The sequence below is a fragment of the Streptomyces sp. NPDC058650 genome (genome assembly GCF_042717315.1).
Taxonomy (GTDB): Bacteria; Actinomycetota; Actinomycetes; order Streptomycetales; family Streptomycetaceae; genus Streptomyces.
On record NZ_JBHXRL010000005.1, the window covers coordinates 184,018 to 197,804 of the forward strand.

Consider the following 13,787-nt stretch of genomic DNA (forward strand, 5'->3'; position numbering starts at 1 on the left):
CGTACGACTCCGCCGCACACGCAGCCGCCGACGACTCCGCCGCACACGCAGCCGCCGACGACTCCGCCGCACACGCAGCCGCCGACGACTCCGCCGCACACGCAGCCGCCGACGACTCCGCCGCACACCGAGCCGCCGACGACTCCGCCGCACACGCAGCCGCCGACCACTCCGCCGCACACCGAGCCCCCGACCACTCCGCCGCACACCACGCCCCCGCCGACGAATCCGGAGGAGCCCGGCGAGTGCGAGGAGCCCACGCCCGGTGAGGAGCCGGAGCCCGGTTGTGAGGAGCCGACGACTCCGCCCACGTCCCCGCCGGGCCCCGAACTCCCCGACACCGGCAGCGAGCCCGCGCTCATGGGCGCGGCCGCCATCAGCGCGGCGCTGATCATCGGCGGCACCGTCGTCTACCTCAGGGGCGGACGGATCTCCCGCCGTCACTGACCCCGCGGACTGACGCAACGTCAAGCGAGGCCCTCGCCTTCACCGGTGAGGGCCTCGGGCGTTGCTGCACACGGGGGTATTCCGCCACGTTTCCCCCGAACGGCTCGTTCTACAGAGCATGACTCTGCGCTCTCACGCCGGCATGGGAATCCTCATGACCGCGCTCGCCTCCGCCGCCCTGGCCGCCCCGGCCGCCGCCGTCGAGGCACCGGTGATCGTCCCGCTCCAGGGACTTGAGCCCGTACTGCCGATGGACGCGCCCACGGTGGCCACCGGCGTGCCCGTCCCCGTGCCCGGCGCGCCCACCGGCTTCCAGAAGGGCCTCGGCTCCCTGCCGGACCTCACCCTGCCCAGCGTGCCGCTCACCAGCACCCTTCCGAAGACCGTCGTGGACGCGCCGCTGCCCGAGCTCCTGGACGGCAGCGACCCCGGCCGGGCACTCCTCAGCAGCCCGCACTCGGAGATGAAGGCGTCCACGCCCGGCGCCGTCGTCGGCAACCCCGTGGAGGCCCCGCGCGGCAACGGGCTCGCCGGTCTGCCGGACCTGGCGAAGCCTCAGGCCGCGCTCCTCACCCCCGTGCTCAGCGGAGCCCTCGACCCCCAGCTCGGCCTGGCACCGAACGCGCACTGACGGCGTCGCGCGCCCCACGCGGGTGAAGACACGATTCTTCCCCGCCACCCCCGGGGTCGTTGATCGTTACAAGAGAAGGCTCGTCGCATGGCCGCGGCCCGTGGACCGAGGCCCGTCCCGTCGTAACCGGCGGCGGGCGCCCTCCGTCCGCGGGCCAACTCTTTTCGGATCTTTTCGGATTTCATTCGTCCCGTTCGGCGCAATGACCGTGACCAGACCTTGTGACCGGCGTTGAAGGGGAGTCGGCCGTGATTCCTGCGGTCGCTTTCCACGTCCAAGGAGTTCTTGATGTCTCGTATCGCGAAGGCTGCCGCTGTTCTCGCCGGCACGGGTGCCGTGGCCCTCAGCGGAGCCGGCCTGGCCGTCGCCGACTCGGGCGCCGAGGCCGTCGCCGCCCACTCGCCCGGTGTCGCCTCCGGCAACGTCGTCCAGGTCCCGGTCCATGTCCCGGTCAACCTCTGCGGCAACACCGTCAGCGTCATCGGCCTGCTCAACCCGGCCTTCGGCAACACCTGCATCAACGCCGACGGCCACGGCCACGACAACGGCAACGGCAACGGCGGCTACGGCGGCTGATCCCCTCCGTTTCGACAGGTGTGTCCCCCCGGCCCCAGCGGGCCGGGGGGACACACCTGTGTGCGGGGTCAGGCGTACCGGTAGATCCGGCTGTGGTCGAACAGCTCCGCCGGAGTGACCCCCCAGGGCGCCATCGGCTCGTGTCGGGCGACGACCTTGCGGTACTGCGCGTCGCCCAGCGGCGGCGGCTCCGCCGGCAGGTACGCGGCGCCCGGGTTGCGCTGCTGCCACCGCGACCAGACCAGGTCGACGAAGGAGTGGTGCAGCCAGAAGACCGGGTCGTTGACGGAGCCGCCGCCGAGCATCAGCCCGCCGACCCAGCGGTGGACCCGGTTGTGGACGCGGAACCGCTCGTTGCCCTGGCCCGGGGCCCAGCCCTCCAGCCGGTTGCGGAAGCCGGAGCCGCTCGTCGAGTTCCAGGGCGCCACGTCGTACACCCGCTCCCGCATCACCTCGTCGAGCTGGGCCTGCGTGGGAAGTGCGACCGGATCGTGGGGCCGGCCGAAGTCCCTGGTTAGGAAGCGGGTCTCGGACATCGCGTACGTGACGTTCCACCGCCCGGCGGAGTGGGCGAAGGGGCCGGTCATGACCTGGAGGTCGGCGCGCCGCCCGTTGCCGCCCATGAAGTCCTCACCCCAGATCGACGAGGCGGGGCTGTTGTCCCGGGTCCAGTCCCAGTAGGGGACGGAGACCGTGCCGTCGATCCGGCGCAGCGCCTTCTCGAACTCCAGCAGGAACCTGCGGTGCCACGGCAGGAAACTCGGCGCCATGTGGGCGGTCCGCAGCCGCCCCTCCCCGTCGGCCGTGTAGTGGTCGATGTGGGTGCGGACGAACTCGTCGTACGCGCCGGTCCGCTTGAGCTCCAGGACGGCGGCGACGAACTTCCGGCGCTCGGCGCCGGTCAGGTCGCGCTGGTTCTTACGCGTGTACACCACGCGGGCTCCCTCCCGTCGGGTCGGTGTGGACGCCATGGGCGGCGGCGAACCGGGACAGCGGGGCCGCCCCCAGCTCGTCCACGGCGGCGCGGGTGGCCGCCAGCGGCGTCGGGCAGGACGCGTAGTGGTCGATCGGCGAGACGTAACCGCCGTCGGCGCAGCGCATCAGATGCAGCGGCCGGCCGTCGACGAAGGCGGCCGGGGTGCCGCCGGGTCCGGAGAAGCCCCGGATGCGGCGGCCTCCGTACATCTCGTCGAAGGCGAGCGGGTCGCGCGAGCCGCGCGGCGCCCCGGACGGCGCTCCCGGCGGGGTGCGGGTCGCGATGCGGCCGAGCGCGCCCCCGGTGAAGGCGGTGACCGCCACAGCGAAGAGGGACCGCAGTGCGACGCGGCGCGGGACGATCATGAGTGATCTCCTCGGGTCGGCAATTGCCCTCAGGGCACAACGATGAAAACCCGGGTTCGTTGCGTTCGAAATGCCAGCGGCGTGAATATCGACCGTTCGGGTGAAATCGGCGAAGAGGGAGGGGGGTTGGGCCACTAGCATCCGGATTCATGACCACTTCCAATGTCGTTTCCTCGGCGCGCAGCGCCTCTCCGCTGGGAACTCTCACGGTGATTCCGTGGTCCAGCGAGCCCTCCGCCGACTCGGCGGGCACGCCGTTCCTCATGGCGTATTCGCTCGGCGACGGCCGGGACGGCCCGGAGGCCGGTCAGCAGGCGCTGCGGACGGCCCTGGAGTCCATGAACCTCTCGGTCGGCGACCGGCTCTTCGACCTGGAGAAGGACGCCGGGATCAACGCGACGCTGATCGTCGAGGGCGGCTCCGCCGTGCTCAACCTGCCCTTCCTCAAGGTGCAGTGCCCGGTGCCCGACGAGTGGGAGGCCGCCGCCCGCGAGCGCGGCCAGGTCTACCTCATCTGCTCCGTGCGCCCGTGGCCCGAGGCCGTCCCCGGGCAGCCGGTCGACGAGGCGCGGCTGCGTTCCTTCGTCTCCGACGAGGAGATGCTCGCGGAGTGCGCGCACGTCCTGATGCCGGTGCGGCGCCTCCAGGGCTGAGCGCGAGACAACGGAAGGCGGTCGCGGCATGGCGACGGTGAACGTACGGGGCGGGATGCCCGGGCAGCGGCAGGAGGAGTCCGCGCGGGAGACCGCGGGGACTGGGCTCGGCGCGGGCCGGGCGTTCGCCTGGATGCTGATGGTCACCGGGGCGGCGGGCGTACTGGCCGGCTGGGTGATCACGATCGACAAGTTCAAGCTTCTGGAGGACCCCGGCTTCCAGCCCGGGTGCAGCCTGAACCCGGTCGTCTCCTGCGGCAACATCATGAAGAGCGAGCAGGCTGCGGTCTTCGGCTTCCCCAACCCGATGCTCGGGCTCGTCACGTACGCCGTCGTCGTCGCCGCCGGTGCCGGGCTGCTCGCCGGGGCCCGCTACCGGGGCTGGTTCTGGCTCGGCCTCAACGCCGGGATGCTCTTCGGTGTCGGCTTCTGCACCTGGCTCATGTACCAGTCGCTGTACGAGATCAACGCGCTCTGCCTGTGGTGCTGCCTGGCCTGGGTCGCCACCATCGTCATGTTCTGGTACGTGACCGCGCACAACGTCCGGGCCCGGCTGCTGCCCGCCCCGGCCGGGGTGCGGACCTTCCTCGGCGAGTTCGCCTTCGCCCTGCCCGTCCTGCACATCGGGATCATCGGGATGCTGATCCTGACCCGCTGGTGGGACTTCTGGACGAGCTGACGTGAAACCCCTCCCCTGGTTGTCCCGGCCGCGGGCCGCACTGATCGTGCTGCTCGCGGCCGTTCTCGTGGTCCTGTCGGCGCCCGAGCGGCTCGCGCCCGGCGGGCGGCACACCGGAAGCCGGGCGCCGGTGACTCCGGAGCCGCTGCCCGGGGTGCCCTCCGGCTTCTTCACCGGCTCCGACGAGGCCGGGGTGCGGCGGATCGCGCAGGTGCAGGCCTGGCTCGGCGGCGAGACGCTGACCGTCGGGCACACCTACCTGCCCGGTGACCGCTGGTCCAACATCGAGGGGCATCCGGCGCTCTTCGGGCCCTGGGCGCGGTGGAAGGAGGAGCGGCCGGGACGGCTCTTCGTCCTGAACGTGCCGCTGCTCGACCGCAACGAGGCGGGGCTCCCGGACGCGGAGGTGCGCGCGGGGCTGCGGCGCGGCGCGGGCGGTGCCTTCGACGCGCACTTCCGGGTCCTGGGGGAGCGGCTCGTGGAGCACGGGCTCGGCGACGCGGTCCTGGTGCTCGGCTGGGAGATGAACGGCACCACGTACAGCCATCGCTGCGGCCCGGACCCGACGGCCTGGAAGGCGTACTGGAGGCGGGTCGTGGGGGTGCTGCGGGAGGTGGCGGGGCAGCGGTTCCGCTTCGACTTCACCCCGAGCCGGGGCCTCGACGCCGTGGCGTGGCCGCTCTGCTACCCGGGGGACGACGTCGTCGACATCATCGGGATGGACGCCTACGACCAGCCGGCCGGGCTCTCCTTCGAGGAGCAGGTGACCGAGGAGTACGGGCTCGAACACCACGTGCGGTTCGCGGCGGCGCACGGGAAGCCCGTCTCGTACCCGGAGTGGGGGCTCTTCAGGAACGGGGACAACCCGGTGTACGTGCGGGGGATGCTCGACTGGTTCGCGGCGCACCGGCCCGTCTACCAGACGGTGACGGACTACTGCCCGCACGGAGTGTGGGAGTGCGCGGACAATCCGGAGTCGGCGCGGATCGTCCGGGGTGCGCTGGGCGCGCCGGCGGCGCGCCGGTAGGGGTTTGGTCGCCTACCGGCACGGTCGGCGGGCGTCAGGCGTGCTGGTAGGCCACCAGGGAGATGCCGACGTAGTGGACGACGAAGGCCGCGAGGGTCAGCGAGTGGAAGACCTCGTGGAAGCCGAACCAGCGGGGCGAGGGGTTCGGGCGCTTGATGCCGTAGATGACCCCGCCCGCGCTGTAGAGCAGACCGCCGACGACGACGAGGACGAGGACGGCGATGCCGCCGGCGCGCATGAAGTCCGGCAGGAAGAAGACGGCGGCCCAGCCCATCGCGATGTAGCAGGGCGTGTACAGCCAGCGCGGGGCGCCGACCCAGAAGACGCGGAAGGCGATGCCGGCGGCGGCCGCCGCCCAGACCGCCCACATGAGCGGCTCGCCCGTGGAGTCGGGGAGCAGGAGCAGGGTGAGCGGGGTGTAGGTGCCCGCGATGATCAGGAAGATGTTGGCGTGGTCGAGGCGGCGCAGGACGGCCTCGCCGCGCGGTCCCCAGTTCCCGCGGTGGTAGAGCGCGCTGATGCCGAAGAGCAGGCAGGCCGTGAGGACGTAGATCCCGCAGGCGATCCGGGCGCGGGGCGAGTCGGAGAGGGCGACGAGGACGAGGCCCGCGACGATCACGGCGGGGAACATGCCGGCGTGCAGCCAGCCTCTGAGCCGGGGTTTCACCGGGAGCGCCGGGGGGTTCCCGACCGACGGCGGGTACTCGGTCGGGGTCACTTCCGGCGTGGCTGCAGTCATGACAACGAATCGTACCTACGCACCAGTAGGTCCCGGATATGAGTGGCGATGCTCACGTGTGCGGCCCTCTGGACATATGGGCGCTAACATCGGATGATCAAATGAGTGCGGTCGGCACCGGATGAGCGGCTACGAAGCATCCGGGTCGCGGCCCCCACGGGGCATACACCAAAAAACCCCTCAACAAGGAGCAATCGTGGCGCGCGACAACGCGGCTCCCACCACCGTCCCGACCCAGCACCAGGAGCTCGTCTCCTGGGTGAACGAGATCGCCGAGATCACCCAGCCGGACAGCATCGTCTGGTGCGACGGGTCCGAGGCGGAGTACGAGCGCCTGTGCGAGGAGCTCGTCGCCAAGGGGACCTTCACGAAGCTCGACCCGGTGAAGCGCCCGAACTCGTACTACGCGGCCTCCGACCCCTCCGACGTCGCGCGCGTCGAGGACCGGACGTACATCTGCTCCGAGAAGGAGGAGGACGCGGGCCCGACCAACCACTGGAAGGCCCCGGCCGAGATGAAGGAGCTCTTCGCGGGCTCCGACGGCATCTTCCGCGGCTCGATGCGCGGCCGCACCATGTACGTCGTGCCCTTCTGCATGGGCCCCGTCGGATCCCCGCTCTCCGCCATCGGCGTCGAGATCACGGACTCCGCGTACGTCGCCGTCTCCATGCGCACCATGACCCGCATGGGACAGGCCGTCCTGGACGAGCTCGGCACCGACGGCTTCTTCGTCAAGGCCGTGCACACGCTGGGCGCGCCGCTCGCCGAGGGCGAGGCCGACGTGCCGTGGCCCTGCAACACCACCAAGTACATCTCGCACTTCCCCGAGAGCCGCGAGATCTGGTCGTACGGCTCGGGCTACGGCGGCAACGCCCTGCTCGGCAAGAAGTGCTACGCGCTCCGCATCGCCTCCGTCATGGCGCGTGACGAGGGCTGGCTCGCCGAGCACATGCTGATCCTCAAGCTGACCCCGCCGGCGGGCGAGGCTGAGGCCCCCACGTACATTGCCGCCGCCTTCCCGTCCGCCTGTGGCAAGACCAACCTCGCCATGCTGGAGCCCACGATCTCCGGCTGGACGGTCGAGACCATCGGCGACGACATCGCCTGGATGCGCTTCGGCGAGGACGGCCGCCTCTACGCGATCAACCCCGAGGCCGGTTTCTTCGGCGTCGCGCCCGGCACCGGCGAGCACACCAACGCCAACGCCATGAAGACCATGTGGGGCAACTCCGTCTTCACGAACGTCGCCCTCACGGACGACGGCGACGTGTGGTGGGAGGGGATGACCGAGACGGCCCCCGCGCACCTCACGGACTGGAAGGGCAACGACTGGACGCCCGCGTCCGAGACGCCGGCCGCCCACCCGAACGCCCGCTTCACCGTGCCGGCCGGGCAGTGCCCGATCATCGCGCCGGAGTGGGAGGACCCGAAGGGCGTGCCGATCTCGGCGATCCTCTTCGGCGGCCGCCGCGCCTCCGCCGTCCCGCTGGTGACCGAGTCCTTCGACTGGAACCACGGCGTCTTCCTCGGTGCGAACGTCGCCTCCGAGAAGACCGCCGCCGCCGAGGGCAAGGTCGGCGAGCTGCGCCGCGACCCCTTCGCCATGCTGCCGTTCTGCGGCTACAACATGGGCGACTACATGGCCCACTGGGTCAAGGTGGGCGCCGAGGCCGACGCCGCGAAGCTGCCGAAGATCTACTACGTGAACTGGTTCCGCAAGAACGAGGCGGGCAAGTTCGTCTGGCCCGGCTTCGGTGAGAACAGCCGCGTCCTGAAGTGGATCGTCGAGCGCCTGGAGGGCAAGGCCGAGGGCGTCGAGACCCCGATCGGCATCCTGCCGACCGCGGAGTCCCTGGACACCGAGGGCCTGGACCTGCCGGCCGAGGACCTGGAGTTCCTCCTCAAGGTCGACCGTGACGTGTGGCGCGAAGAGGCCGCCCTCGTCCCCGACCACCTGAACACCTTCGGCGACCACACGCCGAAGGAGCTGTGGGACCAGTACAACGCGCTCGTGGAGCGCCTGGGCTAGTCGTCCCTTCGAGACTCGTGGTGGGTTGCCCCGAAACACCGCCCTGACCAGTGGGGTCACGACGGCCCATCACGACGCATCCGGCTCCCGGAGCCCCCTCAGGCTCCGGGGGCCGGCGCACGTCCGCTACAGGATCGGCTGTCCGGCCTCGACGGTGGCGATCGCCCGGCGGCAGGCGTCGCGGAAGCTTTCGAACCGGCCGCCCGACTTGTACCAGGTCTCCGCGCGGCCGCCGCGGGACGACGGGTCGCCGAAGAGGCTCTTCCGCAGATCCGTGGTCAGCTCCAGCTGGGCGCCCATGGCGAGCATCGTGCGGTTGCACGGGTTGTTGACGTGGCTGCCGTTGAACTCGGCGAGCGTGGCGGAGTAGCGGGGGTCGTAGGCGTCGACCGCCTGGAAGCCGGCGTTGTTGATCTCGGTCACCAGGGCCGAGCGGAACGCGGCGTTGAGGCCGCCGACGACGGCGACCCCGAGGTCTCCGGTCGGCGGGTAGACGGCCGTGGGCAGGTTCAGCTGCTCGAACTTGCAGCCGTGCAGGGACAGGACGTTGAGGTGGCTCGCCGCGGTCGCCAGGGCGACGTGGTCGTCACAGTTCTTCGAGGTGACGTGCAGGGCAACGTTGCCGTTGGAGAGCAGGCCCTCGAACATGAAGTAGTCGTGCACGGTCGGCAGGATCGGGTCGCCCGCGGGGTCGCCCATCCCTTCGCCCGGGGCGCTGCCCGGGCTGTAGCCGGCGATGCCCAGGCACAGCTCGCTCGTGCCTATCTCGATGCCGCCGCCGTGCAGCGCGAGGATCGCGGTGCGCTGGAAGTCGTACTTCTGGCTCATCTTGAGGTCGAACTGCTGGTGGCGGCGGTAACGGCGGCTGTACGAGGTGCCCTCGACCAGCTTCGGGTCCTGGTAGAGGAGGGTGTTCGACTTGTACTCGATCGGGTCCGGAAGCGTGACGTCGGAGGGCAGGGCGGCGGCCGGGGTGGCGGCGGCGAGCTGGCCGAGGACCGGGGCTCCCGCCGTGGCTGCCGCGGCCAGCGCGGTCAGGATGGTGCGGCGGGATGCGGAGTGCTCGAAAAGTGTCATGTGCGGACCGTAGTCGATCAGTTGCCGCGCCCTTCCACGTACTCCGTGTGAATGTGCTGACGGATGGCTTCCGCTTCCTGGAGGGCGGTGGCGATCGCCGTCGCCTCCTCGTGGAGCGCGGCCAGCTGCCGTTCGAGGTGACCCTCCGGCGCCTCGGCGCCCGAGGCGAACCGCGACCACCACCGCGTCCGTACGAAGGTGTCGACCGCCTCCGGGACGTCCAGCCGGACCGCGCGGGCCAGGACGTGGAGGTGCTCCGGGTCGCTCACCCAGCCCGGTTCGAGCAGGGCCTCGATCAGGGTGTCGAGTGCGGTGAGCTGCTCGCGGGTGGCCGACGGCAGCTCCACCTCGGTCAGATACGCGCGCAGCTTGGTGAAGTCGGCTCGCAGGGCGTCCAGTTGCTCGTCGGCGCTCGGGAAGTGCGGGGTGTCCGGACGCTCGGGCGGGGCGATCAGCGCCCCCGCCCCGTACAGGCCCACGACGACCAGCGGCCACAGGGAGCCCGCGGCTCCGGTGAGGGTGAGCGCGAGGCCGGCCAGGCCGGCGGCGCAGCCCGTGAGGTTCTTGCGGGACTCGGCGTACCGCAGGAGGCGGTTACTGGTAGCCACGGATCTCCTCGAAGGCGCCGTCCAGCGAACCCTGTTGGGCGTCGAAGAGCTTGCCGCCGGTCAGGCTCGCGATGTGGTCGAGCTCGCCGCGGTCGGAGTCCCCGAAGAGGATCGGGAAGACCGGGGTGCGCTGCTGCTCGGCGGGCAGGGAGCGGTAGAAGGTGTCGAAGGCGGAGGCCGGGTCGCCGTCGGTGTTCTCCCCGTCCGTCATGAGCACGATCGAGGTGAACGTGTCGGTGGGGGCGGTGCCACCGGAGGACGTGCCGAGGAAGCGGTACGCCTCCTGGACGCTGGAGTAGATCGCGGTGCCACCGGAGGCCGAGAGGTTCCGGACGTCGGTCCCGATCGCGTCCTGCGCCGCCTTCGGCGAGGCCGGGTCGACCGTGTGCGTACGGACCTCGTACTGCTTCACCGCGGAGCCGAAGGGCATCAGGGTGACCTCCTCCCGGTCCCGGAAGTCGCCGGTGAGCTCGGCGAGCGCCGTCTTGAGGCGTTCGAGGCGCTCGCCCGCCATGGAGCCGGACGTGTCGAGCACGTACACCGTGCGGGAGGGCCTGCGCAGGGTGTTGTCGTACGCGTCGAGCAGGCCGTCGGCGACGGCCCGGCTGCCGGGGAACGGCAGCTCGCGCCGCTGGTCCTCGGCGAGCGCGGACGCCGGCGGCACGCCGAGGACGACCGGGCGGCGCAGGGTCGTGTCCGTGATCCGCCGCTGGGCGTCCGGGGTGCGCAGGTAGGTGGTGAGCCGGCCGGCCGCCTCCTTGGCTTCGGTGCGGGCGGAGGTGAGCAGGGTGAGCGGGTAGTCGGCGGTGACGACGCCGTCCGACGGACGGATCACGGTGAGCTTCCCGGGCGCGGACAGCAGCACGGACTCGTAGTTGACGAGCGCGTCGACGTCGGCGCGGCGGCCGTAGGCGGTCGCGAGCCAGCCGGAGGAGCCGGACGTCAGCTTCTGGCCCGCGAAGAACTCCTTCAGCCGGGGAGTGGCCCGGGTGACGTCCCGCTCGGTGAGCGCGGACTGGGCGCCGGAGAGTCCCGAGGCGACCGAGACCAGCGCGGAGAAACCGGAGTTGGAGCGCATCGGGTCCGTCATGCCGTACGTCAGCTTCTTCTCGGCGACCGCCTTGTGCAGCTGCGACCAGGTGACCTTGGCGGGGTCCCAGCCGAGGCGGGTGACGGCGGCGGGCCGGACCCCGAGGGCGACCGGCGAGGTCATGATCGGGGTCTCGCCGGTGATCCGCTTCGCGGTGTCCGGACGGAGCCTGAGGTAGTCGTTGGAGGAGAGCCAGATCGCGTCGTACGCCTTCTCCGCCTCGCCGGAGGCGATCTGCTCGACGGCGTCGAGGGTGCCGGCGTAGGTGGGGCGGACGGTGACGCCGGTCGCCTTGCGGGCCTCTTCCAGTACGGGGGCCATGTCGGCCAGCTCGGAGGAGGCGAGGACGCGCAGGGTGCCGGGGGCGTAGCTCGTGCCGTGCCGGTCGGGGGTCGGACGGCTGCCCTGGCCGCCGGAGGAGCTGTTGTCGATGGTGGAGCAGGCGCCGCCGGTGGCCGTGACGAGCAGGGCGAGGGCCAGGCCGGCGAACGTACGCCTCAGGAAGCCGCTGCGCGGGGTGCGGGTCATGCGGGGCCGCCACCCTCCAGGGCGCTGGTGCGGCGGCTGCGCTCCAGATGGGAGCTCGCCTGCTGGAGCTCGGAGGTCAGGGACCGGACGGTGGCGGCCATCGACTCCGTGGCCTGGACCTTGTACGTGTCGATGGCGTCGAGGGTCGTGTAGATCTGCTGGAACGCCGTGCGGAGCGTCTCCGCTCCCACCGCCGGGTCCGCCGCGATCCGCTGGATCTCGCCGGCCTGCTCCGACAGCATCCCGGCGTTGGTGGCGATGAGGTTCTCCGTCGTCGACCGGAGCGCGTTGACCTGCTCGGTGACGTTCCGCTGGTGCTCCAGCGCGGTGGCGAGCATCACGGCGATCCGCAGCGCCGAGAGGGTGGTCGTCGCCGCCCGGTCGACGCCCTTGATCAGCTCGGCGTTGTTCCGGCGGACCACGTCCATCGCCATGTACCCCTGGGCACAGACGGCGAGTTGGGTCAGCAGGTCCTGGTGCTTCTGCCGGACCGGGAAGAGGACGTCGGCGCGCAGCGCGTCCGCCTGGGCCCGGTCCGGGGTGACGGCGATCCGCTCCTCCACGGCCGCGTCGAGGGCCTCGGTGAGCACCGCGTACTCCTGGAGCTTGCCCATGGTCTCCCAGAGGCGGGCCCGCTCGGTCTGCAACGCGGCGTTGTCGCGCTCCAGTTCGTCCTGGCCGCCGCGCAGCGCGCCGACGATCCGGTTCAGAGTTGCCTGCGAGGAGGCGTACTTGGCGACGTGGTCGCGCAGCTTGTTGCCGCCGGGGAGCTTGGAGAGCAGCCCCTTGAACCCCTTGGCCGGGGTGTCCCGGGGGTCCAGGTCCTCCACTGTGCGCCGGAGTTCGACGAGCGAGGCGCCGACCCTGGTCTGGGCGTCGCCGGCGGACGCGCCGGTGCCGAGCGAGCGGACCGTGCGGTCGAGCATCCGGTTCGACTGCTGGGTGGCGGAGCGCATCTCGCCCGCGCCGAGCGCCGTGATCTCGCCGATGCGGCCCGAGAACTCGGGGGAGCGCGGGTCGAGTCCTTCGATCGAGCCGACGTACTCGGCGGCCCGCCGGGACATCTCGGTGCGGGTGGACTCGTCCAGCGGGACGACGCCGGAGACCTGCTCGGCGCGGACGGGCGCCACCGGCTCCGGCGGGGTGAGGACGAGCGGGCTGTCGTTCCCGGGCGGTGTCAGGGCCATCGTTCTTCTCGGATCCTCGGGCGTGGTCATGCGGTGTCCCCCTGGTCGCGGGCCCGCAGCGCCATCTCGTGCAGCACCTTGCTGGTGGGCACGGGCGCCTGGCGGACGCCGGTCAGTGTCTGGTTGAGGTAGGCGGTGTGGTGGTCGGTGGCCGAGGTGAACTCGCTCGCCGCGCCCTGCGGCCGGAAGCCGTGGCGGACGGCGAGCTTGCGCAGTTCGGGGTCGGTGGCGAGGAGTTCGCCGAGCGCCCGGCCGTTCTCGGTGAGCGGGACGAGGGTGTGGTCGCTGTTGACGGTGGTGTCCGGGTAGAGGACGACGAGGTCGCCCATGGGCTTGCCCGCGAGGAGCTGGGCGGCGACCTGGGACTCGTACACCAGGACCAGCGGGTTGCCGACGCCGCTGATGAAGTCGCGGAACGGGGCGTCGGAGCCCGCCTGTTGGGCGCCCTGCACCTGGATCAGTTTGCGCATGAGGGGGGCGGTGCGGGTCACGGCGGCGGCGTCGCCCGCGACCTTGCCGCCGTCGGCGACGTAGCTCGCGGCCGCCAGGTAGAGGGCGCCGGAGTTGGAGGCCACCGGATCGGTGGAGGTGATGAAGAGGGTGCCGCTCAGCTCGGCGTGCCCGGCGGAGCCCTTGAGCTGCTGCCAGGTCCGGTCGGCGCGGGCGGCGGCCAGGTAGGCGTCCATCTTCAGGGTGCCGGTCGTCCCGCGCGGGCCGAGGGTCGCGAGGCCGTTGCCCGCGAGGACCCGGGCCGCCGCGCTGTGCGCGACGACGACGAGCGGCGAGTAGAAGGGCCGCAGCGGGGCGGTGGTCGCCTTGTCCTTCGTCTTCGCCTTCGCGCGGAGCCCGTCGGCGGGCCCCCTGGAGGACGGGAAGGCGAAGTCGTAGCCGTCCAGGGGGAGTTCGTCCATGTCCCAGGACCCGGAGGTCTCGGTGCCCACGGCGAAGCCCTTGGTGGCCAGCGCCTTCACGACCTGCGGGTCGGCGAAGAACTCCGCCTTCTCCGACCCGATGACTCCTCGCACGGTCTTCGTTGCCGTGCCTGTGTCCTTGTCGCCGCCCGTCACGAGGACGGCGGCCACGCCGCCGAGGAGCAGGGCGGCCAGGACGATTCCCAGGATGCGTCTCACGCGGGCAGCGTGCTCGCGGAAACCCACATTCCAGGGGGAGTTGGG

14 protein-coding genes and 1 pseudogene are annotated in these 13,787 nt (G+C 71.5%); 7 read left to right on the plus strand and 8 right to left on the minus strand.

Going from position 1 to position 13,787, the window contains the following annotated elements:
* The 3 genes and pseudogenes from ACFWWU_RS11085 to ACFWWU_RS11095 all read left to right on the plus strand — a co-directional run.
* Positions 1 to 447: pseudogene (locus ACFWWU_RS11085) on the plus strand (hypothetical protein); the annotation flags it as partial.
* Positions 448 to 565: 118 nt separating this feature from the next.
* Positions 566 to 1,078 carry a hypothetical protein gene (locus ACFWWU_RS11090; RefSeq protein WP_384142280.1) on the plus strand — a complete coding sequence of 171 codons (513 nt, stop codon included), beginning with the start codon at positions 566 to 568 and terminating at the stop codon, positions 1,076 to 1,078.
* A 288-nt stretch (positions 1,079 to 1,366) separates the two neighbouring features.
* Positions 1,367 to 1,654: a chaplin gene (locus ACFWWU_RS11095; protein WP_384142283.1), complete on the plus strand. Its 288-nt coding sequence runs from the start codon at positions 1,367 to 1,369 to the stop codon at positions 1,652 to 1,654.
* A 68-nt stretch (positions 1,655 to 1,722) separates the two neighbouring features.
* Here the strand turns inward: ACFWWU_RS11095 and ACFWWU_RS11100 are convergent, their stop codons facing one another.
* On the minus strand, positions 1,723 to 2,589 hold the full coding sequence (locus ACFWWU_RS11100; RefSeq protein WP_384142286.1) for a tyrosinase family protein: 867 nt from the start codon (positions 2,587 to 2,589) through the stop codon (positions 1,723 to 1,725).
* The gene (locus tag ACFWWU_RS11105) at positions 2,573 to 2,995 is read right to left on the minus strand and encodes a tyrosinase family oxidase copper chaperone (protein ID WP_384142289.1); all 423 of its coding nucleotides are present in this window, start codon (positions 2,993 to 2,995) and stop codon (positions 2,573 to 2,575) included. The genes ACFWWU_RS11100 and ACFWWU_RS11105 overlap by 17 nt, the downstream gene beginning before the upstream one ends.
* A gap of 149 nt (positions 2,996 to 3,144) precedes the next feature.
* Between ACFWWU_RS11105 and ACFWWU_RS11110 the strand changes: the two genes are divergently transcribed.
* Genes ACFWWU_RS11110 through ACFWWU_RS11120 form a run of 3 tightly spaced genes read left to right on the plus strand, consistent with a single transcriptional unit; the run spans position 3,145 to position 5,354 of the window.
* A complete protein-coding gene (locus ACFWWU_RS11110; protein ID WP_384142292.1) occupies positions 3,145 to 3,648 on the plus strand; it encodes a DUF5949 family protein in 504 nt (167 codons plus the stop codon).
* Positions 3,649 to 3,703: 55 nt separating this feature from the next.
* On the plus strand, positions 3,704 to 4,327 hold the full coding sequence (locus ACFWWU_RS11115; protein ID WP_384142888.1) for a vitamin K epoxide reductase family protein: 624 nt from the start codon (positions 3,704 to 3,706) through the stop codon (positions 4,325 to 4,327).
* A gap of 1 nt (position 4,328) precedes the next feature.
* Positions 4,329 to 5,354 carry a glycoside hydrolase family 26 protein gene (locus ACFWWU_RS11120; RefSeq protein ID WP_384142295.1) on the plus strand — a complete coding sequence of 342 codons (1,026 nt, stop codon included), beginning with the start codon at positions 4,329 to 4,331 and terminating at the stop codon, positions 5,352 to 5,354.
* 34 nt (positions 5,355 to 5,388) lie between these two features.
* Here ACFWWU_RS11120 and ACFWWU_RS11125 read toward each other — a convergent pair whose 3' ends face one another.
* Positions 5,389 to 6,093, minus strand: a complete 705-nt coding sequence (locus ACFWWU_RS11125; RefSeq protein ID WP_384142298.1) for a hemolysin III family protein — start codon at positions 6,091 to 6,093, stop codon at positions 5,389 to 5,391.
* Between the two features lie 196 nt (positions 6,094 to 6,289).
* Between ACFWWU_RS11125 and ACFWWU_RS11130 the strand changes: the two genes are divergently transcribed.
* A complete protein-coding gene (locus ACFWWU_RS11130; protein ID WP_384142301.1) occupies positions 6,290 to 8,122 on the plus strand; it encodes a phosphoenolpyruvate carboxykinase (GTP) in 1,833 nt (610 codons plus the stop codon).
* A gap of 126 nt (positions 8,123 to 8,248) precedes the next feature.
* On the opposite strand, the gene ACFWWU_RS11135 is transcribed toward ACFWWU_RS11130, so the two are convergent.
* Genes ACFWWU_RS11135 through ACFWWU_RS11155 form a run of 5 tightly spaced genes read right to left on the minus strand, consistent with a single transcriptional unit; the run spans position 8,249 to position 13,769 of the window.
* Entirely contained in the window at positions 8,249 to 9,199 is a 951-nt protein-coding gene (locus ACFWWU_RS11135) for a poly-gamma-glutamate hydrolase family protein (RefSeq protein ID WP_384142304.1), read from the minus strand.
* A 17-nt stretch (positions 9,200 to 9,216) separates the two neighbouring features.
* Positions 9,217 to 9,807 (minus strand): hypothetical protein, encoded by a 591-nt coding sequence (locus ACFWWU_RS11140; RefSeq protein ID WP_384142307.1) that lies wholly within the window; start codon positions 9,805 to 9,807, stop codon positions 9,217 to 9,219.
* Entirely contained in the window at positions 9,794 to 11,425 is a 1,632-nt protein-coding gene (locus tag ACFWWU_RS11145) for a substrate-binding domain-containing protein (RefSeq protein ID WP_384142310.1), read from the minus strand. The genes ACFWWU_RS11140 and ACFWWU_RS11145 overlap by 14 nt, the downstream gene beginning before the upstream one ends.
* Positions 11,422 to 12,642 carry a toxic anion resistance protein gene (locus ACFWWU_RS11150; protein WP_384142313.1) on the minus strand — a complete coding sequence of 407 codons (1,221 nt, stop codon included), beginning with the start codon at positions 12,640 to 12,642 and terminating at the stop codon, positions 11,422 to 11,424. Before ACFWWU_RS11150 ends, ACFWWU_RS11145 begins: the two co-directional genes overlap by 4 nt.
* Positions 12,639 to 13,769: a hypothetical protein gene (locus ACFWWU_RS11155; RefSeq protein WP_384142316.1), complete on the minus strand. Its 1,131-nt coding sequence runs from the start codon at positions 13,767 to 13,769 to the stop codon at positions 12,639 to 12,641. Before ACFWWU_RS11155 ends, ACFWWU_RS11150 begins: the two co-directional genes overlap by 4 nt.
* Positions 13,770 to 13,787 lie beyond the last annotated feature (18 nt).

What these genes read in the sequence shown, in the direction of transcription:
- ACFWWU_RS11090 (WP_384142280.1), top strand. Translation starts at nt 566, where the DNA reads ATGACTCTGCGCTCTCACGCCGGCATGGGAATCCTCATGACCGCGCTC.
- ACFWWU_RS11095 (WP_384142283.1), top strand. Translation starts at nt 1,367, where the DNA reads ATGTCTCGTATCGCGAAGGCTGCCGCTGTTCTCGCCGGCACGGGTGCC.
- ACFWWU_RS11105 (WP_384142289.1), bottom strand. Translation starts at nt 2,995, where the DNA reads ATGATCGTCCCGCGCCGCGTCGCACTGCGGTCCCTCTTCGCTGTGGCG.
- ACFWWU_RS11110 (WP_384142292.1), top strand. Translation starts at nt 3,145, where the DNA reads ATGACCACTTCCAATGTCGTTTCCTCGGCGCGCAGCGCCTCTCCGCTG.
- ACFWWU_RS11115 (WP_384142888.1), top strand. Translation starts at nt 3,704, where the DNA reads ATGCCCGGGCAGCGGCAGGAGGAGTCCGCGCGGGAGACCGCGGGGACT.
- ACFWWU_RS11125 (WP_384142298.1), bottom strand. Translation starts at nt 6,093, where the DNA reads ATGACTGCAGCCACGCCGGAAGTGACCCCGACCGAGTACCCGCCGTCG.
- ACFWWU_RS11135 (WP_384142304.1), bottom strand. Translation starts at nt 9,199, where the DNA reads ATGACACTTTTCGAGCACTCCGCATCCCGCCGCACCATCCTGACCGCG.
- ACFWWU_RS11145 (WP_384142310.1), bottom strand. Translation starts at nt 11,425, where the DNA reads ATGACCCGCACCCCGCGCAGCGGCTTCCTGAGGCGTACGTTCGCCGGC.
- ACFWWU_RS11150 (WP_384142313.1), bottom strand. Translation starts at nt 12,642, where the DNA reads ATGACCACGCCCGAGGATCCGAGAAGAACGATGGCCCTGACACCGCCC.